Here is a 21335-nt window from a genome sequence, read left to right as displayed (position 1 = left end):
CCTTTGACCTACATCTTTTCGTATACTATAATTATACTGGTAATCAGAAAGAGGTGGCCGGATTGTTAGAACGTTTACAATCGTTAGAAGATCGTTATGATAAATTAAATCAAATGCTTAGCGATCCTGAAGTGATCAATGATCTAAACAAATTACGTGAATATTCCAAGGAGCAATCTGGACTTGAGGATGTCATCCAGGTTTATCGTGAATATAAGGATGTAAAAGAACAGTATGATGATGCCAAAGTTATGCTTGAGGATAAGCTTGACGATGAAATGCAGGCTATGGTTAAAGCAGAAATTTCCGAACTGGCAGAAAAACAGGAAGAACTAGAAGAAAAAATAAAAGTACTTCTTTTACCTAAAGATCCAAATGATGACAAGAACGTTATTATGGAGGTCCGTGGCGCAGCTGGTGGTGATGAAGCAGCATTGTTTGCGGGTGATTTGTACCAGATGTACTCGCGTTATGCGGAGGTTCAAGGCTGGAAGACCGAAGTTATTGAGGCCAGCACAACTGGTGTTGGTGGATACAAGGAAATTATTTTCATGATCAGCGGTAAGGGTGCCTATTCAAAACTTAAATACGAAAATGGTGCACATCGCGTACAGCGTGTTCCTGAGACAGAATCTGGTGGACGCATTCATACATCAACCGCTACAGTAGCTGTTTTGCCGGAGACTGAAGAGGTTGAGGTGGAAATCCATGAAAATGACATTCGTGTCGATACCTTTGCATCAAGTGGACCTGGTGGCCAAAGTGTTAATACTACCATGTCTGCTGTGCGTCTAACACACGTGCCAACTGGTGTTGTAGTCTCCTGCCAGGATGGCAAATCACAGATTAAAAATAAAGAAAAGGCGATGACAGTATTGCGAGCACGCGTTTATGATAAGTTCCAGAGTGAAGTGCAAGCTGAATATGACGAGAATAGAAGGTCAGCAGTTGGTACCGGCGACCGTTCTGAACGAATTCGCACGTATAATTTTCCGCAAAACCGCGTGTCTGATCATCGAATTAACTTAACCATTCAAAAGCTTGATCAAATTTTAACCGGAAAATTAGATGACTTTATTGATGCGTTACAAATGGAAGAACAAACGAAAAAGTTAGAGCAAATCGGTGAATAACATGGAAAATGAAATGAAACAATACGAAGTCCTGCAATGGGCTTCTCTTTTTTTAAAAAAACATCAAAGGGAAGCACGTATTGGGGAGCTGTTACTGCAGCATTATTTGGATATGCCGCGTTCGTCTTTTCTTGCAAATATGCGCGAGACACTTCCTGTGGATATTGTGGATAAGTTTAAAAAGTCTCTTGTCCTCCATGCAGAAACAGGGATTCCCCTCCAACATATCACTGGAGTGGAATCTTTTTATGGCAGAGAGTTTTTCGTAAACAAAGATGTGCTTATCCCGCGTCCTGAAACGGAAGAATTAATTGAACATGTTATTCAATCTGCACCAGACAAACATTTAAGTCTGGTTGATGTGGGAACAGGGAGCGGTGTTATTGCGATAACGTTGGCTCTGGAACTGCCAAATGCCAAAGTGTATGCAACAGATATATCGAAACGGGCTTTGAAGACTGCTATACAAAACGCAGAAAAACTAAACGCTACAGTCACTTTTTTACAAGGAGATTTTTTGCAACCGATTAGTAAAAATGAACTACATCCCGATATCATTGTTTCCAATCCTCCTTATATCGCAAAATCTGATGAACTTTCCTTGTCGGATACGGTAAAAAGGTTCGATCCACATCTTGCACTATTTGCGGATGAAGATGGACTTGCGGCATATAAACAAATTATCCACAGTATTCCATCTAGCGTAAAAATAATAGTTTTTGAAATTGGTCATCACCAAGGTCAAGCAGTAACCAAGTTAATAAAAAATAAATATCCAGAAGCTGATATAGCAGTAATAAAAGACATTAATGGGCACAACCGAATAATTTCAGCAAAGATCTAAGACTTATCTCCTGTGGATAAGTCTTTTGTCAGACCAAACTAAAGTTGATCCCCAGCAGCGTAAAGTCGATCCACTCCACCCCTCCCACCCAAGACGATTCATCCGTTTGAAATTTTCTTATACTTTTAGTAGTTTACTAGTTTAAAATTATCCACGCCCGCCCATACTGTTAAAAACAAACGGTTGAGGGGGAACGAACAATGAAGAAGGTCATATTTTTTGTACTTATATTTTTTATTATATTTTTATCAATGCCATTAAATGGTGTAAGTAAACAAATGGACGACAAGATGGGTTATCAGGTAATCCCGGATGATGCAATCCGCTTACGAATTCTAGCAAATAGTAATGGAGATCGTGATCAAGATGTTAAACGATCCGTACGTGACGCGGTTAATGCAAGTATCTCTAAATGGGTAAAAGATATTTCGGATATCAATGAAGCGCGGGAGCTAATACAGGCTCGACTTCCTGAAATAAAATCAATTGTTGCAGATACATTAAAGAAAGCGGATAAGGAACAGGTATTTGAAGTAAAGTACGGACCGAACGTATCATTTCCTACAAAATTATATGGTTCTTATATCTATCCAGCTGGAGAATATGAAGCAGTCTTGATTACACTTGGAGAAGGAGAAGGAGCAAATTGGTGGTGTGTACTTTTTCCACCATTATGTTTTCTAGACTTTGCGAATGGAACATCTGTCGCGTCTGTAAAAGCTGGTGAAGTAGAACCTACGGAACAAAAGGAGGAACCTGTTGAGGCAAAGTTTTTTCTATTTGAATGGTTAGGCCTGTCATAATGCTAGTCCACCGTGCATAACATAGTTTTATAGATTGAAACTAGTAAATGGAGAGGTGAAATAGATGGAATTGATTCTAGCAAAAGACGTATCAAATGCGAGATTAGACCAATTTTTAGTAAATAATCAGGATGTGGATAAGTCCCTGCTACTAACGGAAAAAGGCTATGTGGTTCAGATTAATGAGCAAATCGAGGGTTGTTTCGTCCTTGATGTTATGGAAGATGGCGTTCACTGGTTGAAAAAATTACATGTTACCAAGCAGGCAGCACACGGATTACCAGTTATTATTGAATCTATTTTAACCATTGCTAAAGAAAACCAGGCGACATGTGTGTATGTCCACAGTCAGCAACCATTAGTGGATATTTTATTAGAATCATTACAGTTTCGTCCACAAAAAAATGCAACAATTGTTAATATACCAGAAAATAGTAACGGCCATTGGTGGGCATATGACGTGTCATAGTGTTTAAACACAAAACTTGTTAACAATCCGTGGATAAGCTGGGGATAATTCATAACTTATACACATTTTGTCCACAAAAGTGAAACGTGTCAATCATTGCTTTTGCGAATTCTATTATCATCGATTAAACTAGGTGGTAGAAATGAGGTAGCAACGATGACACATACAGTACGATGGAATCTACATGATAATGAAAAAATAAATAGTAAGGTTATTCAAGAGGCAGCAAGATTCCTGCGAGACGGGATGACGGTTGCTTTTCCCACTGAAACAGTATATGGGCTTGGTGCTGACGCAACAAGTGAAAAAGCGGTTGGCAAGATTTTTAAGGCGAAAGGTCGACCTGCGGATAATCCATTAATTGCTCATGTTGCAACAAAAGCACAATTAACAGCTCTTGTGGATAACTTACCTGAATCTGCAGCAAAACTAATTGACGCTTTTTCTCCAGGTCCAATCACGTTTGTTTTACCAAGTAACGGCACATGTGCAAAAAATGTAACTGCTGGTTTATCCACAATTGGAGTTCGGATTCCAGATCATCCTATAGCCTTACAATTGTTAAAAGAAGCGGATATTCCCATTGCAGCGCCAAGTGCTAATATTTCAGGCAAGCCAAGTCCAACAACTGCCGATCATGTATGGTTTGATTTAAATGAAAAAATTAGTGGTTTGATCGACGGAGGCTCGACTGGTGTTGGCTTGGAATCAACAGTAATTGATTGCACGGCTGAAATCCCAATAATTCTACGCCCGGGTGGAATTACGGTGGAACAAATTAAAGGGGTTGTTGGTGTTGTTCTTGTTGACCCCGCTTTAGCAAATGGAATTAAACCGATAGCACCTGGCATGAAATATACGCACTATGCTCCAGAAGCACCATTGTGGTTAGTTGAAGCCTCAGTGGGTAAATTTCAGGAGATCATTGACCATGAACAAGAAAATGGAAAAAAAATTGGTGTGATGGCAAGTGACGAAAGAGCCAACATGGTTCAAGCAGATCAAGTAATTCAGCTGGGATCCCGTGATGATCTAGCTGAAATTGCCATTAATCTTTACGATGTATTACGCCAATTTAAGAATGCAAACATTGATCTTATTATTTGTGAAGCATTCCCTGAAGAAGGTATTGGGCAAGCGATTATGAACCGCCTACAAAAAGCAGCTGCTAACTATATAAAGTAAGCGTATTACGATCATAAAAAAAGCGACCACCTAAGTGATCGCTTTTTTGACTATTTTTGTGCATTCACTTTATAGGATATCGCTTAACAAGCCTTCATCTGATTCCGCGTCTTCAGATTCCAGAACGTTATCAAGATCTAGGTCTGCACCCAAACCTGCACCAACATCAGCACTTGCAGAATCTGATTCATCATCGCTTTCAACAGATCCTTCTACATTTGTGCCAACTTCTAAGCCAGTGCTGTTATTTCCTTCTTCATCAAAATCTAGCACGTTATCAAGATTTAAATCTAAACCTAAAGCTGAACCAAAATCGAAACTTGAGGAATCCCCTTCACTTTCTATACTGGTGTTAACGTCAGCTCCTGTTTGGACAGTTGTGCCATCCTCTGCTGCTGAAACCGTACCAGTAGATGCGATTCCTAACCCTAAAGTTAATGCTAATCCTGCTGTTGTGATTGTTTTGAACATGAAAAATTCCTCCTTTTTTATTTCGTTCACTAAGCTTACGAAATCCACCTTCGACATGGATCACTATTTTTCGAGATTGAGAATAAAGACTCAGACAGCAAGCGATTTTTCAATCGAAATTACTAGGAACTAATGCCTAATATTATTCGACAAGATTCGCGTGTTACGATGCATCGCCCGAATTCCGCATCATATTCCCGTTTGGACTGGCATACATTTTATGGACGAGTCTTAGGAGGATGGTTGATGATTGAGGAACAGGTAGGGGAATTTGTGTCTTTAGTGTTTATGGCATTTGCACTTGGGATGGATGCGTTTTCTGTTAGTTTGGGGATGGGAATGCAGTTGATCCGTTTAAAACGAATTGCATACATAGGGATAGTTATCGGTGTTTTTCATATGATCATGCCCTTTATCGGTATCATGCTAGGAAAAGCTATTTCAGGCCAAATTGGAGATATCACTATCTTTATTGGAAGCCTTTTATTGATTGTAATTGGTGCTCAAATGTTTTTCTCAGCTTTTAATCATGAAGCAAAAAAAATCATCCAACCTACTGGAATTGGTCTAATTCTTTTTGCGATAAGCGTTAGTTTGGACAGCTTCTCAGTTGGTTTAAGTCTTGGCATGTCTGGTGTGAAAACCTTTATTGCATTGCTTCTCTTTGGTGGTGCAAGCATGGTGTTAACATGGGCTGGAATGATGCTAGGAAAAAAAGTACACGGTTTTCTCGGGGGATATAGTGAAATGTTAGGTGGAAGCATTCTTTGTGTCTTTGGCATTCTTTTACTTTTTAATTAGATATGGTTGTTCACGCTCAAAAATTGGTTTTATTTTTTCTGACAGTGACCTTCTTTCTATGGTATAGTTTGAACAAGAGTCATTTAAGAGGATGTTCAAAAAGTCACCAAATGATAAAAGGCGAATTTCTTCGTTGGCTTGTTTTTCCGGTTCTCATGTAGGAATAGCCTACATTCCGATCCTCAAAACTACGCCGCCTCGAACTTCTTGTTTCTAATTTGCCGACTTTTTGAACACGCATTTTAAGATATTACCCGGAGGTTACACACTATGAACATCTTGTTTATTTGTACTGGAAATACGTGTCGAAGCCCGATGGCCGAAGCGTTAATAACCGATAAACTTCCGCATGCTGCTGTTCAGTCTGCGGGTATTTTTGCGGGTCTCAATCAACGGACAAATCAAACGGCAATTGAAGCACTTAATCTAAAAGGAATCAAGTTAAATCACCGTTCACAACCAGTTACAGATAAGTTACTTCATTGGTCAGACCTTGTGTTGACGATGACTACCCAACATAAACAGTCATTGATATTGCAACATCCTAAATTTCAAGAAAAATATTATACCCTAAAAGAATATGTATCCGATTCAGATAAGGAAGTGTGGCAGGAGCTTAAAGCTGCATATGCTGACTATCAAGAAAAACGATCTACCTTTATTCAGGAAAATCAACATAAAATGGACCAAAATACTTTAGAACAGCAATTAGCCAAGTATTTACACGTCGATTTACAAATGATACAGCGACTGGAATCAAGTCTGATTAATTACGATATTTCCGATCCTTTTGGTGGAGATATGCAGGTTTATCAAGCGACATTAGAGGAACTAGAAATGTACATTGATCAGCTAATTAAAAAAATCGAAAAATAAGTCAAAATGGTGCATAATAGAGTTACAGGAATTAATGGATAAGGAGTGAGTTAACATGAAAATAATTTTAACAGCAGACCACGCAGGAATGATCATTCGTAATGAAGTAATCGAGCTTCTAAACGAATTAGAAATAGAATATGAAGATACGGGTTGTGATTGTACAAGCTCTGTAGATTATCCGGATTATGCTCTTCCTGCTGCGGAACGAGTTGCAAGTGGTGAATTTGATCGCGGGATTTTTATTTGTGGCACTGGAATTGGCATGTCTATTTCGGCAAACAAAGTAAAAGGGATCCGTTGTGCACTTGTACATGACGTCTACAGCGCTAAATTAACCCGTCAACACAATGATTCAAACGTGCTTGCAATGGGTGAGCGCGTTATTGGTCCAGGCGCAGCCCGCGAAATTGCAAGAACATGGCTAGAAACGGAATTTGACGGTGGCCGTCACGCCAACCGTATTGGAAAAGTTACCGCTTACGAAGAAAAATAAGGTGTCAGGCACCACCTGAATTTTAAATTGTATGGAAATAGGTGATTGCTCGTGATCGATTTACATCAACAAGTGAAAGATAACATCGATGCTCTTGTAAATGAATGGATAACACGTGATGAGCTTAACCCTGGTGATTTTTTCGTCGTTGGATGTTCAACAAGCGAAATTGCGGGGGAACACATTGGCACATCTGGAAGCGAGGAATTGGCTGCCATTATTTTTGCTGGTCTAATGGACCTGAAAAAGGCAACCAATGTCAATCTCGTTTTCCAGTGCTGTGAACATTTAAACCGGGCATTGGTGATGGAACGCGAGGTATACAATTCGTATCATCATGAAGAAGTATCTGCCATTCCAGCACGGCGGGCAGGCGGTTCTATGGCTACTTATGCTTTTAAAAACATGATTAAACCAGTTCTTGTAGAAAAAGTTCAAGCACAAGCGGGTGTAGATATTGGAGATACCATGATTGGCATGCATTTGAAACATGTTGCGATCCCTCTTCGTTTTTCACAAAAGTTGATTGGGCAAGCGCGTGTAACAGGAGCCAAGACACGTCCAAAGTTAATTGGTGGGGAACGAGCTATATATACCAATACAACAGAAAATAAAAGCTGTAATTAATTTTGAACTATAGGAGGTTCTACATATGGAACATGTGAAACAGGGAGATCAGGAATTATATCAGGCAATACAAGATGAAAAAAAACGTCAACATGACAAAATCGAATTAATCGCTTCAGAAAACTTTGTATCGGAAGCAGTAATGGAAGCGATGGGATCTGTTTTAACGAATAAATATGCGGAAGGCTACCCGGGTAAACGTTATTATGGTGGCTGTGAGCATGTCGATGTAGTGGAAAACTTAGCACGAAACAGAGCAAAACAGTTATTCGGAGCAGAGCACGCAAACGTTCAACCACACTCCGGGGCACAGGCTAATATGGCGGTATATTTCACTGTACTAGAGCCTGGTGATACAGTTCTTGGCATGAACCTAAACCACGGCGGACACTTAACACATGGTAGCCCAGTTAACTTTAGCGGAACGCTTTATAATTTCGTTGATTATGGCGTAGAAAAAGAAACAGAACAGCTTGATTATGATGTTGTGTTGAAAAAAGCACAGGAAGTAAAACCGAAGCTAATCGTAGCAGGTGCAAGTGCATATTCCCGTCACATTGATTTCGCCAAATTCCGCGAAATCGCCGACGCTGTTGGAGCTTATTTAATGGTAGATATGGCGCACATCGCTGGCTTAGTAGCATCTGGCTTACACCAAAGCCCAGTAGAGTACGCAGATTTTGTAACAACGACTACACATAAAACACTTCGCGGACCACGTGGCGGCATGATTTTATGTAAAGAAGAATTTGCAAAAAAGATTGATAAATCGGTATTCCCTGGTATGCAGGGTGGACCGTTGATGCACATAATTGCTGCAAAAGCAACGTCATTCAAGGAAGCGTTGGCAGATGATTTTAAGGTATACTCAAAACAAATTATTGAAAATGCAAAAATGTTAGGTGAAGCATTGACGCGTGAAGGGGTTCGCATCGTTTCAGGCGGCACCGATAACCATTTGTTACTTTTAGATGTGAAGACACTTGGATTAACAGGTAAAATCGCTGAGAAAGTACTGGACGATATCGGAATCACAACAAATAAAAACACGATTCCATTCGATGCGGAAAGTCCATTTGTAACAAGCGGCATTCGTATTGGTACAGCCGCAGTAACAACCCGTGGATTTGGCAAGGAAGAAATGGAAGAGATCGCCTCAATTATTTCATTTACATTGAAAAATCACGAAGACGAAACAAAATTAAAAGAAGCGGCAGACCGTGTGTATACATTAACAAATAAACATCCGCTTTATGCATAATAAATTGGCGCTCCTAAATGGGGCGCTTTTTCTTTTAACCAGGAAATCGAGCGGTGGTGATTGCTTATCGTTCGAAAACTAATTGAAATCGCGCACAAGCAGTAAGTTATTCGCGCATTAAACCTGGCAATGCGTGATTCGAGAGGTAGGTTGCGCGATTCTTGTATTTACCGAGCGATTTGAGCACCTAACTGCGCGATTGCAAAATACATCATCAAAAAACAAAATCCGACCCATACTTGAAAGACTGTCGATTTTTCAGTACAATTTTATAGATGCAAGAAATTTGAAGGAGTGGTCGGCAAAATGGGAAAAGTACTCGTACTAGATCATCCGTTAATTCAACACAAATTAACGTACATAAGAGATAAAAATACAGGAACGAAGGAATTTCGGGAACTTGTTGATGAAGTAGCAATGTTAATGGCTTTTGAAATCACGCGTGATCTTCCTTTACTAGATAAAACAATTGATACACCAGTAATGGAGACGAAAACGAAGGTACTCGCTGGGAAAAAGATTGGCTTAATTCCAATTCTTCGCGCAGGGCTTGGGATGCTCGATGGGATGTTGAAGCTGATTCCAGCCGCCAGGGTTGGTCATGTAGGATTATACCGTGACCCAGAAACCCTTCAGCCGGTAGAATATTATGTGAAACTTCCTTCAGATATTGAAGAACGTGAACTAATTGTAATCGATCCAATGCTTGCAACTGGTGGATCGGCGTGTGATGCTATTCAAGCATTGAAAAAACGTGGTGCGAAACAAATTCGTTTTATGTGCTTAATCGCCGCACCCGAGGGCGTGGAAAGACTAAAAGAAGAACATCCAGATGTTGATATATATATTGCAGCACTTGATGAAAAGTTAGATGAAGATGCTTATATCATCCCAGGACTTGGTGATGCAGGTGACCGTTTGTACGGAACAAAATAATCGACGGAGTGGCTAATAGATGAATAAACGGATTAAAGTAATGACGATATTTGGAACAAGACCGGAAGCAATAAAAATGGCTCCACTTGTTTTGGAGCTAAAAAAACGCAAGCGTGAAATCGAACCAATTGTAACAGTTACAGCTCAACATCGAGAAATGTTAGATCAGGTTTTGGAGATTTTTGATATTACACCGGATTATGATCTCGATATCATGAAACCACGGCAAACGCTCGCGCAAATTACAACGCGTGCATTAGAAGGTTTAGATGATGTGATGAAAGAAACGCAACCAGATATTGTGCTTGTACATGGTGATACAACAACAACTTTCGCGGCATCTCTAGCAGCTTATTACAACCAAATTGCGGTTGGTCACGTGGAAGCCGGACTACGCACATGGGATAAATATTCCCCGTATCCGGAAGAAATGAACCGCCAGCTGACCGGTGTTATGGCAGATCTGCATTTTTCTCCAACAGAAAAGTCAAAGAAAAATTTGCTGGATGAAAATAAGCCTGAGGACCGTATCTTTGTAACAGGTAATACCGCAATCGATGCATTAAAAACAACGGTAGATGCTTCGTATCATAGCCCGATTCTTGAAGAACTCGGTGATAAACGCTTAGTACTTATGACAGCGCATCGCCGTGAAAACCTTGGAAACAACATGAAGCAAATGTTTCGAGCGATCAAACGCCTAGTCGAATCTCATGATGATATCCAAGTGATTTATCCAGTTCATTTAAATCCTGTTGTCCAAGAAACAGCTGCAACTATCCTTGGGGATGATAAACGAATTAAGTTAATCGAACCGCTCGGTGTAGTTGATTTTCACAACTTTGCATCTCGCGCTCATTTAATTTTGACAGACTCTGGTGGTGTACAAGAAGAAGCTCCGTCCCTCGGTGTGCCAGTACTAGTCCTTCGCGACACAACTGAACGTCCAGAAGGAATCGATGCTGGAACATTGAAGTTAGCTGGTACTGATGAAGATACGATTTTCAATTTAGCAAACGAATTATTATCAGATAAAAGTAGCCACGACAAAATGTCGAAAGCCTCTAATCCATATGGTGATGGAAAAGCGTCTGAGCGAATTGCGGATGCGATTGTTGGATATTTTAACTAAGTTTTTGATGAAAGTGTCGCCAATTAGATTGGTGGCACTTTTATCTTTGAAAAATTTCCGTTGATAAGGGGCGAGCGTTGATATCCAGAAATAAACGTTGATATCGCGAAACAACTTCTCTCTAAAAAACTAAAAGTTACACATCCCCGCATGTATGTTTTCCTCCTTTTTTCAAAAGCTATAAGAAAAAGGGGGACGTCACAAATTATGCGATTACTTACCAGTTTCACTCTAATCATAGCACTCATCCTCACCGCACAACCAATTCCAACACATGCTCTAGAAGAAGAAAAGCTCGTGTCCATCATTATTGAAGTGGAAGGTGATCCTGAAAAGCGCGAGGAATATTTACATACTTATTTTCCATACGTGGAAGTGGTCGCAACCTTTGACAAGTTGTTCAATGGTTTAGCACTGAAATCTTCTCCTCGTAATCTTACAGATATGGGTTCACTTGATTTTGTGAAGGCGGTCCATCCCGTTCGAACATACGAGGCAACAGCTAAGCAAACCAAAGCCCTGCCTAGTGCGATTACACCAAACAACCTCAACAATACACGCTATACAGGCGAAGGAGTGAAGGTGGGTGTGATTGATACCGGTATTGACTACAGTCACCCTGACCTGGATGTCAATTATGTTAGCGGTTATGATTTAGTAGACCTTGATGAGGACCCAATGGAAACATTGCAGAAGCAAGGTATTCCAACGCTGCATGGTACACATGTGGCAGGAATTATCGCAGCCGATGGGGAGTTTAAAGGTGTTGCGCCGGATGCGGAACTTTACGCTTATCGCGCACTCGGGCCCGGAGGTAGTGGGACATCTATTCAGGTGATCGCTGCACTGGAACAAGCGATTGCTGATGGTGTTGATATTATCAATTTATCACTTGGTAATTCTGTCAATGGTCCTGATTTCCCTACAAGTGTGGCAGTGAATCGCGCGGTGAAATTAGGCGTGGCCGTGGTCATCGCTAATGGTAATTCAGGTCCGGCAAATTGGACAGTTGGTTCTCCAGCAACTGCATCAAAAGCGTTATCTGTCGGGGCTTCCACCTACCCGGAAAAAATTCCCTACCTTTACGATACGCTTCAGGACAAGTCGATTCAACTCCATGCAATGAGCGGCGCACCGGCATGGAACTTCACCAAGGACTATGCTATAACCTCTATTAATGAAAGTAATCTGCGTGGAAAAATTGCGGTAGTGGAGCGCGGTAAAAAGATTCCTTTTTATGAAAAGGCAAAAGTGGCACAAGACAAGGGTGCAGCTGCAGTCCTCATTTACAACAATGAGAAGGGGAGCTTTAATGGATCTGTCGACAGTCAACAAAACCCAATTCAAATCCCTGTCGCTTCTATTTCAAAAAAGGCAGGTGAGTGGCTAATTAACCAACTTCAAGAAAAAACCCTTTATATGGAAACTAACTATCAAGAAGTTCCAAAGACCATTGCATCATTCAGTTCACGTGGCCCTGTTACAGTGAACTGGGATATCAAGCCGGATGTTGTTGCACCTGGAGCCAATATTTTGAGCACGATACCAAGTGGATACGCAGTCTTGCAAGGGACAAGTATGGCGGCACCACATGTGGCAGGAGCCTTAGCTTTAGTAAAAGAGGCGCATCCGAACTGGACAGTCGATCAACTAACAAATGCATTAAAGACAACCGCTCAACCATTTTACGATGAAAGTGGTGAAATCTTAGAACCAATTGCACAAGGGATGGGGTTGATTCAACCTGAGGCAGCTATTCAAACCGATACCATTTTACATGAGCCCTTGTTATCCCTTGGAAAAGTTGAACAGCATGCAGATGAGAAAAAAGTAAATTTAACAGTAGAGAATACTTCTAATGATGCACAAAGTTATCACTTTACCATTCCAAACCAGCAACGAGGTCTAAGGTGGCACTTGCCGCGTGAGTTTACTGTTGAACCACATGGAAAAAAGTCTGTACCGATAGAAGTGGATGTAAACTCAAACTGGTTGGATGAAGGAATCCATCAGGGTTATCTAGCACTGAACAGTGAAAGTAAAAAATATCAATTACCTTATTTATTTCTAAATAAAACAGGGGATTTTCAAAAGGCAATGGGGCTAGAATTCACATTAAAGGCCTTTTCAGATGATACGTACGTTTACCGCATGTATGTGACAGATGGAGTTGAGCATTTAACAGTTGATTTATACAATCCAGATACTCTCGTTCACGAGAAAACACTATTTGAAATTGACGAACCAGTTGTAGGAATGAATGAGGGTTATTTGGATGAAAAAGAAGTGAATGTTTCTGGTAGATATAAGGTACTTGTAACTGTAACATTAAGCGATGGAACCTATGATAGTTATTTAACGGAATTACAGCTGACGGAATAAATAATCGTTCACAAAACCGTCACGCAATTACACCCACTTATCCTTTATACTAAAAGTAGAGTGTTATGGGGAAGTGTATATCGTGTGAAAAGTTTATGCAGAGTTTGTCGCATAAAGCGCGCATATACGCTTCCTAAAAACTGAGAAAAATACCTATTTTTCCTATTGTATTTTATCTCACAAACTAATTGACAACACTCAACCGCTATTGTACACTTGCGTAGTGTGGAATGATAAGGTTTTCAGTATACTGCAATAATTATGTTTTTATGTCGTCTTGACAGTGCATAAGCATAGAAAATCTTTCTACAAAAGAACTGATTTTTCTTACATATTCGCGTAAGGATGAATCAAACCATCTGGGTAATAAACCTACTTCTAACCGGTAGCAAATTTGTTGGAATATTTCCTGGATAAGATGCAACAAGCTCATCATAAGAACCTACTATTTTAAAGGTAGAATTCAGAGCTATCATTGACGGGGGCATACTAAATCATGAAGCAATATGAAAATATGATACCCCGGCAACGCAAGTGGATGCTCTACCTTCTCGCATTATTGGTACTTGGAGCAGGGTTCACCCCCTTTCTTAGTATCTTCCTCGGACTTCTTTTAGGATCTATAGTTAGTTTTTATAATTTATGGATCTTGCAAAAGAAGGTTTACGACTTTGGAGAGGCCGTAGCAAAAAAGCAATCCGCAAAAGGACTTGGTACTGTATCGCGCTTGGCTGCCGTCGCGTTAGCAGTAATCATTACACTTCGTTTTGAAGATTATTTTCACGTCACAGCCGTAATAATTGGTTTAATGACATCTTATATCGTCATTATGATAGATTTTATGGTGTTCAGATTTAAAGATTAGTGCTTGAGAGAGGGGTGAATAACGTGAACCATACAGCACCAATAGTAGAAGATGTATTAGGGATATCCTGGCTTGATTTTAACTTGTCTAATGTTTTAATGATTGCGATCGCTTCCACAATTGTATTCATTCTTTCCGTTCTAGGGGCAAAAACATTACAAATGAAACCGACTGGCACTCAGAATTTTATGGAGTGGGTCGTTGATTTCATAAAAGGCATGATTAACGACACGATGGATTGGAGAACAGGTAAGATTTTCTTACCGCTAGGGTTGACACTTATCACATACATTCTTGTCAGTAACTTAATGGGGGTAGCATTCATGGCAGTGTTCGGCCATGATCTATGGTGGAAATCGCCTACATCTGATCCAGGTGTAACACTATCACTAGCAGTAATGGTTATCCTATTAACACATTTTTATGGTATCAAGTTAAAAGGTGCGAAAGAATACGGTAAGGATTTCTTAAAACCGTTTCCGGTATTCCTGCCTATTAAGATAATTGAAGAATTTGCAAACACCCTAACACTCGGTCTTCGTCTATTTGGTAATATTTATGCGGGAGAGGTGTTACTGGGGTTATTAGCAGGTGTAACAGCTTCTGGCATCTTAGGCTTCCTTGGTGGTGCAATACCAATGTTGGCATGGCAAGGATTTAGTTTGTTCATCGGTGGAATTCAAGCATTTATTTTCACCATGTTGACTATGGTTTACATGTCACACAAAGTAAGTAGCGATCATTAAGATTTAGTAAAAATTGTGTATTAACCTAGCTCAGCAGCATGGCTGTTGTGGCAGGAAATAAAACTAAAAACATACTTCGAGGAGGATTTATATTATGGGATCATTAGCAGCGGCAATAGCAGTAGGACTAGCAGCATTAGGTGCTGGTGTAGGTAACGGTATGATCGTATCACGTACAGTTGAGGGAATTGCTCGTCAACCAGAACTTAAAAGCCAACTTCAAACTACAATGTTTATTGGTGTAGGTTTAGTTGAGGCAATGCCGATTATCGCAGTAGTTATCGCACTATTAGTTATGTAATAAACAGAAGCGCAAACGCCTGTTCGATGTCGACTTATCGTAAGGAGGCTAATGGGCGTTGGAGCTGGACTTTAAAAATGGCGGAGAATGTCTACCAATAGAATCTTCGCCCTTATTTTTACACTGATAGGAAAGTATAGTTTTTTATGGATATCAGTATAAGTACAACTAAGGCTTTCGCCATTAAAGCTTGGCGATAAGCCAAGTTTTCTAATACCCCTGATAATTGAAATGAAACATTAAATAAATAGGTAATGCCCACAAAGTTAGGTGAAAGGAGTGAATTCTGTGCAAGCATTCACTGGGTTTTCTACACTAAATGCTGCAATTGGAGGGCTTCATGTCGGTGACATGCTAACCCAACTATTCTTCTTTATCGTATTATTATTCTTGGTTAAAAAATATGCATGGGGTCCTATCATAGGAATGATGCAAAAGCGTGAAGAATATGTAGCAAATGAAATTGAAATTGCTGAACAAAACCGTGCTGAAGCAGAGCAAGCGTCTAAAGCAGCGACAGAACAGTTGCGTCAAACGAAAGAAGAAGCACAGAGAATCGTAGAAGATGCGAAAAACATCGGTGTGAAGCAAGAGCAGGAAATCATCGAGACTGCACGTAAAGAGGCAGAACGCATCAAGATTTCAGCTCAAGAAGAAATTAAGAATGAAAAAGAAAGAGCCATCCAAGCATTACAAGATAAAGTGGCATCTTTATCCGTTCTAATTGCAACCAAAGTTATTGAAAAAGAAATTAATGCAGAAGATCAGGAAAAACTGATCAATGAATACATTCAAGAGGTAGGAGAAGAGCGATGAGTGAAGCAGTAGTTGCTAAACGTTATGCTGAGGCTCTTTTTCAACTTGGATCTGAAAAATTGACACTGGATAACTTAGAAGAAGAAGCTGGTGTGATGCAAGAGGTATTCGCGCAGAACAAAAAGCTTCTAACATTCTTAATGCATCCGCGTGTGGAAAATGATAAGAAGAAGCAGTTTGTCATGGAAGTGTTTCAAGGATTTTCTGCCGATATGATAAACACAATGAAATTACTTGTAGAACGTAATCGCGTAGAACTTTTGCCATCTATTGTGGAACACTTTATCCGCTTATCAAATGATGCAAAAGGGATTTCTGAAGCAACCGTATATTCTGTTCAGGCATTATCGGCCGAAGAAATTCAAAAACTTAGTAATACATTTGCAAAACGGTTTCAGAAAAAAGCAATCAAGCTTGTAAATAAAGTTGATCCTTCGATTATTGGTGGTATCAAACTTCGCATGGGGAACACGATTTATGATGGTTCCATTAGTGGAAAACTGAAACGCATCGAACGGAGTATTGTAACTGCAAACAAATGATGATAGGGGTGAAATGGTATGAGCATCAAAGCTGAAGAAATCAGTACGCTGATTAAACAGCAAATCGAAAATTTCGATTCTGATATTGAAGTAAGTGACGTCGGAACCGTTATTGAAATTGGTGACGGTATCGCACGTGCTCACGGTCTTGACAATGTCATGTCTGGAGAGCTAGTTGAATTTTCTAATGGTGTAATGGGATTAGCACAAAACCTTGAGGAAAGTAATGTTGGTATTGTTATCCTTGGACCGTATACAGGAATTAAAGAAGGCGATGAAGTTCGTCGTACAGGTCGCATTATGCAAGTACCTGTTGGAGAAGAGTTGCTTGGACGTGTTGTTAACCCATTAGGACAACCAATCGATGGTAGAGGTCCTGCTGAAACTACAAAATCACGCCCAATTGAAGCAGCTGCACCAGGAGTAATGGATCGTAAGTCAGTTGACGAACCACTGCAAACTGGTATTAAAGCAATCGACGCAATTGTACCAATCGGACGTGGACAGCGTGAACTAATTATCGGTGACCGTCAGACTGGTAAAACAACTGTTGCAGTAGATGCTATCATCAATCAGAAAGATCAGGATATGATTTGTATATACGTAGCAATTGGCCAAAAAGAATCAACCGTTCGTGGAACAGTTGAGACATTTCGCCGCTATGGTGCACTAGATTATACAATCGTTGTATCAGCAGGTGCATCTGATCCTGCTCCATTATCATACCTTGCTCCATATACGGGTGTATCAATGGGTGAAGAATTCATGTACAACGGGAAGCACGTATTAATCGTGTATGATGACTTATCAAAACAGGCGGTTGCATACCGTGAACTTTCCTTATTATTACGTCGTCCACCAGGTCGTGAAGCATTTCCAGGTGACGTATTTTACCTACATTCACGTTTACTAGAACGTGCAGCGAAGCTAAGTGACGCAAAAGGTGGCGGTTCGATGACTGCACTACCATTTGTTGAAACACAAGCAGGCGATATTTCCGCATATATCCCGACAAACGTAATCTCGATCACAGACGGACAAATCTTCTTACAATCAGATTTATTCTTCTCAGGTGTTCGTCCAGCAATCAACGCAGGGTTATCGGTATCACGTGTTGGTGGATCTGCACAAATTAAAGCAATGAAAAAAGTTGCTGGTACACTTCGTCTAGATTTGGCCTCTTATCGTGAGCTAGAGGCATTCGCGCAGTTTGGTTCTGACCTTGATAAAGCAACACAAGCGAAACTAAACCGTGGGCAACGTACTGTTGAAGTACTAAAACAAGGCTTACACAAGCCGTTAGTTGTTGAAAAACAAGTAATGATTATCTATGCATTAACAAAAGGTTTCTTAGATGATATTCCTGTAGAGGACATCACCCGTTTCGAAAGTGAGTTCCATTTATGGCTTGATCAAAATGGCAAAGAAGTACTTGCGACTATTCGTGATACAGGAAAGCTGCCAGAAGCGGAAGATTTGAATAATGCAGTTGAAGGATTTAAGAAAACATTCTTACCAAGTAATTAATAATAGAAGCAGCGTGGATCGATTGCGGCGGCATTCGCGGTTAGACTAGATCAGCGGATCTTGCACCAAATCGGTCACTACTGTGCTAGCTAATGAATTAAAATGCAAGCAACCTTTGAATGAAAGGGTGGTGAAAAAGCTTGGCATCACTTAGAGATATAAAAAGTCGTATTGATTCAACCAAAAAAACGAAAAAGATAACCAAGGCAATGCAAATGGTATCTGCTTCAAAATTGAACCGGGCAGAACAAAACGCAAAATCTTTTGTACCTTATAGTGAGAAGATACAAGAAGTTGTGGCGAATATTGCCCAGAGTACTAGTGCAAGTCATCCTATGCTACAATCACGGGAAGTGAAAAAGACAGGGTATCTTGTCATCACATCAGACCGTGGTTTAGCTGGAGCCTACAACAGTAGTGTACTTCGTAAATTATACAAAACAATAACGGCTAATCATCAGTCCAAAGATGAATATACCGTAATTGCTGTAGGACGTATCGGTTATGAGTTCTGCAAAAAGCGCAATATGCCAGTAACAAAACATATTATTGGTATTGCAGATCAGCCAGACTTTGCAGAGATTAAAGAATTAACATATGACACGGTGCAAATGTTTATAAATGAAGAAATTGATGAGTTAAACATTTTCTTTAACCACTATGTGAGTGTTATCTCACAGGAGGTTATCCAGAAAAAGGCTCTTCCACTTACAACAATCCAAACTGGAAGCAGCAATACAAGTCAATATGAATATGAACCAGATCAAGAAAAGATCTTAGAAGTGCTTCTACCACAGTATGCAGAGAGCCTTATTTATGGCGCGCTGTTAGATGGGAAAGCTAGTGAACACGCGGCGCGAATGACCGCAATGCGTAGTGCTTCTGATAATGCAGATGATATTGTCGATGATCTATCATTGTCGTATAACCGTGCACGTCAAGCGGCTATTACACAGGAAATCACAGAAATTATTGGTGGGGTAGCGGCATTAGAATAACACTTGACCAATTGATAAGTTAGTAAGGAGGGAAATCGATGAGTACAGGACACATTACACAAGTCATGGGACCGGTAATCGATGTTAAGTTCGAAGACGGAAATCTCCCAGAAATTTATAACGCTGTAACTGTTACGGTTAATGCGGATTCAGATGCAAGCTTTTTACTTACATTAGAAGTCGCACTTCATCTAGGTGACAACTCTGTTCGTACAATTGCAATGCAATCAACTGATGGTGTTAAGCGTGGAATGGAAGCAGTAGATTTAGGTCGACCAATTACGGTACCGGTTGGGGAAGATACACTTGGCCGCGTATTTAACGTATTAGGTGACAATATTGATCTTGATGAACCAATGGACGCAGGTATTCGTCGCGATCCAATTCACCGTGAGTCTCCTAAGTTTGAAAACTTAGCAACGGAAACAGAAATTTTAGAAACTGGAATTAAGGTAGTTGACCTTCTAGCACCTTATATTAAAGGTGGTAAAATCGGTTTGTTTGGTGGAGCCGGTGTAGGTAAAACTGTATTAATCCAAGAATTAATTAACAACATTGCACAAGAACATGGTGGTATTTCAGTGTTCGCAGGTGTTGGTGAACGTACGCGTGAAGGTAATGACCTTTATTTCGAAATGAGCGATTCAGGAGTTATCAAGAAAACAGCTATGGTATTTGGTCAAATGAACGAGCCACCTGGTGCACGTATGCGTGTAGCATTAACAGGCTTAACTATGGCTGAATATTTCCGTGATGAACAAGGGCAAGACGTTCTGTTCTTCGTTGATAACATTTTCCGTTTCACACAGGCTGGTTCAGAGGTGTCTGCATTACTTGGACGTATGCCATCTGCTGTTGGTTACCAACCAACACTAGCAACAGAAATGGGCCAACTACAAGAACGTATTACCTCAACAGATAAAGGTTCAGTTACATCAATCCAGGCGATTTACGTACCTGCCGATGACTATACTGACCCAGCTCCAGCAACAGTGTTTGCGCATTTAGATGCAACAACAAACCTGGATCGTAAACTATCTGAGCAAGGTATTTATCCAGCAGTGGATCCGCTGGCATCAACTTCTCGTGCACTTGACCCTGAGGTTGTTGGGAAAGACCATTATGAGGTTGCAACAGAGGTTCAACAAACGTTACAAAAATATAAAGAACTACAAGATATTATTGCAATTTTAGGTATGGATGAACTTTCTGATGAAGATAAACAGACTGTATCCCGTGCACGTCGTATTCAATTCTTCTTGTCACAAAATTTCCACGTTGCTGAACAGTTTACTGGACAAAAAGGGTCTTATGTACCTTTAAAAGAAGCTGTTAAAGGGTTCAGAGAAATTCTTGATGGACAACACGACGACTTACCAGAGGATGCATTCCGCTTGGTTGGACGTATTGAAGAAGTAATCGAAAAAGCAAAAGGAATGGAATAAAACGACACCATGGTATATATGATTAACTGGTTAAGAAAACCTTTATACCAGTTGGACTTAGTGTGAGTTCAAACTCAAATCTTTGTTTCGCATATATATCAGTCGCTAGGAGGGGTTACATTGAAAACACTAACTGTGAGTGTTGTTACTCCTGATGGTCCAGTAATGGAAGATAGTTTTGAGATGGTAAGCTGTAAAGCAGAAAACGGGGAGCTTGGTATTCTTCCAGGACACATCCCTTTAGTCGCTCCATTAACCATAAGCGCTGTTCGTTTAATGCGCGGAAACGATGTGGAACGAATCGCTGTCAGTGGCGGATTTCTGGAAGTACGCCCAGATAAAGTAACAATACTTGCTCAATCTGCGGAAAAACCTTCAGAAATTAACGTGGAGCGTGCAGAGCAATCTAGAACACGCGCTGAAAATCGCCTACAAACCAAACAAGACGATATCGACTTCCAGCGGGCAGAATTAGCACTCAAACGAGCAATGAACCGATTGGACATTACTCGTTAGCATGAAAAGTCTCTCATTATGGATGGGAGACTTTTTATATTATGGATTCGAAATATCAACGCTCGATCTGGTATATCCACGTTCGATTAGGGATATCAACACTCAATCTGGTATATCAACGTTCGATCAGGGATATCAATGCTCAATCTGGTATATCAACGTT

At 40.3% G+C, this 21335-nt stretch carries 23 protein-coding genes; 22 read left to right on the top strand and 1 reads right to left on the bottom strand.

Annotated elements, in window-relative coordinates; all coding sequences use genetic code 11:
• Positions 1-62 precede the first annotated feature (62 nt).
• The 5 genes from prfA (at position 63) to AC3G7N_RS17130 (ending at position 4434) form a co-directional block, all read left to right on the top strand.
• On the top strand, positions 63-1133 hold the full coding sequence (prfA, locus tag AC3G7N_RS17150) for a peptide chain release factor 1 (RefSeq protein ID WP_489423392.1): 1071 nt from the start codon (positions 63-65) through the stop codon (positions 1131-1133).
• A gap of 13 nt (positions 1134-1146) precedes the next feature.
• Positions 1147-1977 carry a peptide chain release factor N(5)-glutamine methyltransferase gene (gene prmC / locus AC3G7N_RS17145; protein ID WP_489423391.1) on the top strand — a complete coding sequence of 277 codons (831 nt, stop codon included), beginning with the start codon at positions 1147-1149 and terminating at the stop codon, positions 1975-1977.
• Positions 1978-2177: 200 nt separating this feature from the next.
• Positions 2178-2780 (top strand): stage II sporulation protein R, encoded by a 603-nt coding sequence (gene spoIIR, locus AC3G7N_RS17140; RefSeq protein ID WP_489423390.1) that lies wholly within the window; start codon positions 2178-2180, stop codon positions 2778-2780.
• A 64-nt stretch (positions 2781-2844) separates the two neighbouring features.
• Entirely contained in the window at positions 2845-3249 is a 405-nt protein-coding gene (locus AC3G7N_RS17135; RefSeq protein ID WP_489423389.1) for a GNAT family N-acetyltransferase, read from the top strand.
• Between the two features lie 156 nt (positions 3250-3405).
• Positions 3406-4434 carry an L-threonylcarbamoyladenylate synthase gene (locus tag AC3G7N_RS17130; protein WP_489423388.1) on the top strand — a complete coding sequence of 343 codons (1029 nt, stop codon included), beginning with the start codon at positions 3406-3408 and terminating at the stop codon, positions 4432-4434.
• A gap of 69 nt (positions 4435-4503) precedes the next feature.
• On the opposite strand, the gene AC3G7N_RS17125 is transcribed toward AC3G7N_RS17130, so the two are convergent.
• Positions 4504-4905, bottom strand: coding sequence for a hypothetical protein (locus AC3G7N_RS17125; protein ID WP_489423387.1), 402 nt, complete (start codon positions 4903-4905; stop codon positions 4504-4506).
• 246 nt (positions 4906-5151) lie between these two features.
• On the opposite strand from AC3G7N_RS17125, the gene AC3G7N_RS17120 reads away from it, so the two are divergent.
• From AC3G7N_RS17120 to AC3G7N_RS17040, 17 genes are all read left to right on the top strand, one after another.
• The gene (locus AC3G7N_RS17120) at positions 5152-5706 is read left to right on the top strand and encodes a manganese efflux pump MntP (RefSeq protein WP_489423386.1); all 555 of its coding nucleotides are present in this window, start codon (positions 5152-5154) and stop codon (positions 5704-5706) included.
• 270 nt (positions 5707-5976) lie between these two features.
• Positions 5977-6582: an arsenate reductase/protein-tyrosine-phosphatase family protein gene (locus AC3G7N_RS17115; RefSeq protein ID WP_489423385.1), complete on the top strand. Its 606-nt coding sequence runs from the start codon at positions 5977-5979 to the stop codon at positions 6580-6582.
• Positions 6583-6637: 55 nt separating this feature from the next.
• Positions 6638-7078: a ribose 5-phosphate isomerase B gene (gene rpiB, locus AC3G7N_RS17110; RefSeq protein WP_489423384.1), complete on the top strand. Its 441-nt coding sequence runs from the start codon at positions 6638-6640 to the stop codon at positions 7076-7078.
• 51 nt (positions 7079-7129) lie between these two features.
• Positions 7130-7705 (top strand): TIGR01440 family protein, encoded by a 576-nt coding sequence (locus tag AC3G7N_RS17105; RefSeq protein WP_489423383.1) that lies wholly within the window; start codon positions 7130-7132, stop codon positions 7703-7705.
• 25 nt (positions 7706-7730) lie between these two features.
• Entirely contained in the window at positions 7731-8966 is a 1236-nt protein-coding gene (gene glyA, locus AC3G7N_RS17100; RefSeq protein WP_489423382.1) for a serine hydroxymethyltransferase, read from the top strand.
• Positions 8967-9272: 306 nt separating this feature from the next.
• The gene (gene upp / locus AC3G7N_RS17095; RefSeq protein WP_489423381.1) at positions 9273-9902 is read left to right on the top strand and encodes a uracil phosphoribosyltransferase; all 630 of its coding nucleotides are present in this window, start codon (positions 9273-9275) and stop codon (positions 9900-9902) included.
• A 19-nt stretch (positions 9903-9921) separates the two neighbouring features.
• On the top strand, positions 9922-11034 hold the full coding sequence (wecB, locus tag AC3G7N_RS17090; protein WP_489423380.1) for a non-hydrolyzing UDP-N-acetylglucosamine 2-epimerase: 1113 nt from the start codon (positions 9922-9924) through the stop codon (positions 11032-11034).
• Positions 11035-11241: 207 nt separating this feature from the next.
• Positions 11242-13416, top strand: a complete 2175-nt coding sequence (locus AC3G7N_RS17085) for a S8 family serine peptidase (protein ID WP_489423379.1) — start codon at positions 11242-11244, stop codon at positions 13414-13416.
• A gap of 496 nt (positions 13417-13912) precedes the next feature.
• Positions 13913-14281: an ATP synthase subunit I gene (locus AC3G7N_RS17080; protein WP_489423378.1), complete on the top strand. Its 369-nt coding sequence runs from the start codon at positions 13913-13915 to the stop codon at positions 14279-14281.
• 23 nt (positions 14282-14304) lie between these two features.
• Positions 14305-15027: a F0F1 ATP synthase subunit A gene (atpB, locus tag AC3G7N_RS17075; protein ID WP_489423377.1), complete on the top strand. Its 723-nt coding sequence runs from the start codon at positions 14305-14307 to the stop codon at positions 15025-15027.
• Positions 15028-15121: 94 nt separating this feature from the next.
• On the top strand, positions 15122-15328 hold the full coding sequence (atpE, locus tag AC3G7N_RS17070) for a F0F1 ATP synthase subunit C (RefSeq protein WP_089530638.1): 207 nt from the start codon (positions 15122-15124) through the stop codon (positions 15326-15328).
• A 288-nt stretch (positions 15329-15616) separates the two neighbouring features.
• Complete coding sequence (gene atpF, locus AC3G7N_RS17065; RefSeq protein WP_489423376.1) at positions 15617-16144, top strand: F0F1 ATP synthase subunit B; 528 nt, start codon at positions 15617-15619, stop codon at positions 16142-16144.
• Positions 16141-16686, top strand: coding sequence for a F0F1 ATP synthase subunit delta (locus AC3G7N_RS17060; protein ID WP_489423375.1), 546 nt, complete (start codon positions 16141-16143; stop codon positions 16684-16686). The genes atpF and AC3G7N_RS17060 overlap by 4 nt, the downstream gene beginning before the upstream one ends.
• Before the next feature lie 18 nt (positions 16687-16704).
• Entirely contained in the window at positions 16705-18213 is a 1509-nt protein-coding gene (atpA, locus tag AC3G7N_RS17055; protein ID WP_489423374.1) for a F0F1 ATP synthase subunit alpha, read from the top strand.
• Positions 18214-18353: 140 nt separating this feature from the next.
• A complete protein-coding gene (gene atpG, locus AC3G7N_RS17050; RefSeq protein ID WP_489423373.1) occupies positions 18354-19211 on the top strand; it encodes an ATP synthase F1 subunit gamma in 858 nt (285 codons plus the stop codon).
• Positions 19212-19249: 38 nt separating this feature from the next.
• Positions 19250-20656, top strand: coding sequence for a F0F1 ATP synthase subunit beta (gene atpD, locus AC3G7N_RS17045; protein ID WP_489423372.1), 1407 nt, complete (start codon positions 19250-19252; stop codon positions 20654-20656).
• Positions 20657-20776: 120 nt separating this feature from the next.
• The gene (locus tag AC3G7N_RS17040; protein ID WP_489423371.1) at positions 20777-21172 is read left to right on the top strand and encodes a F0F1 ATP synthase subunit epsilon; all 396 of its coding nucleotides are present in this window, start codon (positions 20777-20779) and stop codon (positions 21170-21172) included.
• The last annotated feature ends 163 nt before the right edge of the window (positions 21173-21335 follow it).

The organism is Virgibacillus carmonensis, from assembly GCF_057836705.1.
This window is presented reverse-complemented; position numbering and strand designations above follow the sequence as displayed.

Excerpts from the sequence above, each read along its gene's own strand:
- prmC (WP_489423391.1), top strand. The coding sequence starts at position 1,147 with ATGAAACAATACGAAGTCCTGCAATGGGCTTCTCTTTTTTTAAAAAAA.
- spoIIR (WP_489423390.1), top strand. The coding sequence starts at position 2,178 with ATGAAGAAGGTCATATTTTTTGTACTTATATTTTTTATTATATTTTTA.
- AC3G7N_RS17135 (WP_489423389.1), top strand. The coding sequence starts at position 2,845 with ATGGAATTGATTCTAGCAAAAGACGTATCAAATGCGAGATTAGACCAA.
- AC3G7N_RS17130 (WP_489423388.1), top strand. The coding sequence starts at position 3,406 with ATGACACATACAGTACGATGGAATCTACATGATAATGAAAAAATAAAT.
- AC3G7N_RS17125 (WP_489423387.1), bottom strand. The coding sequence starts at position 4,905 with ATGTTCAAAACAATCACAACAGCAGGATTAGCATTAACTTTAGGGTTA.
- AC3G7N_RS17120 (WP_489423386.1), top strand. The coding sequence starts at position 5,152 with ATGATTGAGGAACAGGTAGGGGAATTTGTGTCTTTAGTGTTTATGGCA.
- AC3G7N_RS17115 (WP_489423385.1), top strand. The coding sequence starts at position 5,977 with ATGAACATCTTGTTTATTTGTACTGGAAATACGTGTCGAAGCCCGATG.
- rpiB (WP_489423384.1), top strand. The coding sequence starts at position 6,638 with ATGAAAATAATTTTAACAGCAGACCACGCAGGAATGATCATTCGTAAT.
- glyA (WP_489423382.1), top strand. The coding sequence starts at position 7,731 with ATGGAACATGTGAAACAGGGAGATCAGGAATTATATCAGGCAATACAA.
- upp (WP_489423381.1), top strand. The coding sequence starts at position 9,273 with ATGGGAAAAGTACTCGTACTAGATCATCCGTTAATTCAACACAAATTA.
- wecB (WP_489423380.1), top strand. The coding sequence starts at position 9,922 with ATGAATAAACGGATTAAAGTAATGACGATATTTGGAACAAGACCGGAA.
- AC3G7N_RS17085 (WP_489423379.1), top strand. The coding sequence starts at position 11,242 with ATGCGATTACTTACCAGTTTCACTCTAATCATAGCACTCATCCTCACC.
- AC3G7N_RS17080 (WP_489423378.1), top strand. The coding sequence starts at position 13,913 with ATGAAGCAATATGAAAATATGATACCCCGGCAACGCAAGTGGATGCTC.
- atpE (WP_089530638.1), top strand. The coding sequence starts at position 15,122 with ATGGGATCATTAGCAGCGGCAATAGCAGTAGGACTAGCAGCATTAGGT.
- AC3G7N_RS17060 (WP_489423375.1), top strand. The coding sequence starts at position 16,141 with ATGAGTGAAGCAGTAGTTGCTAAACGTTATGCTGAGGCTCTTTTTCAA.
- atpA (WP_489423374.1), top strand. The coding sequence starts at position 16,705 with ATGAGCATCAAAGCTGAAGAAATCAGTACGCTGATTAAACAGCAAATC.
- atpD (WP_489423372.1), top strand. The coding sequence starts at position 19,250 with ATGAGTACAGGACACATTACACAAGTCATGGGACCGGTAATCGATGTT.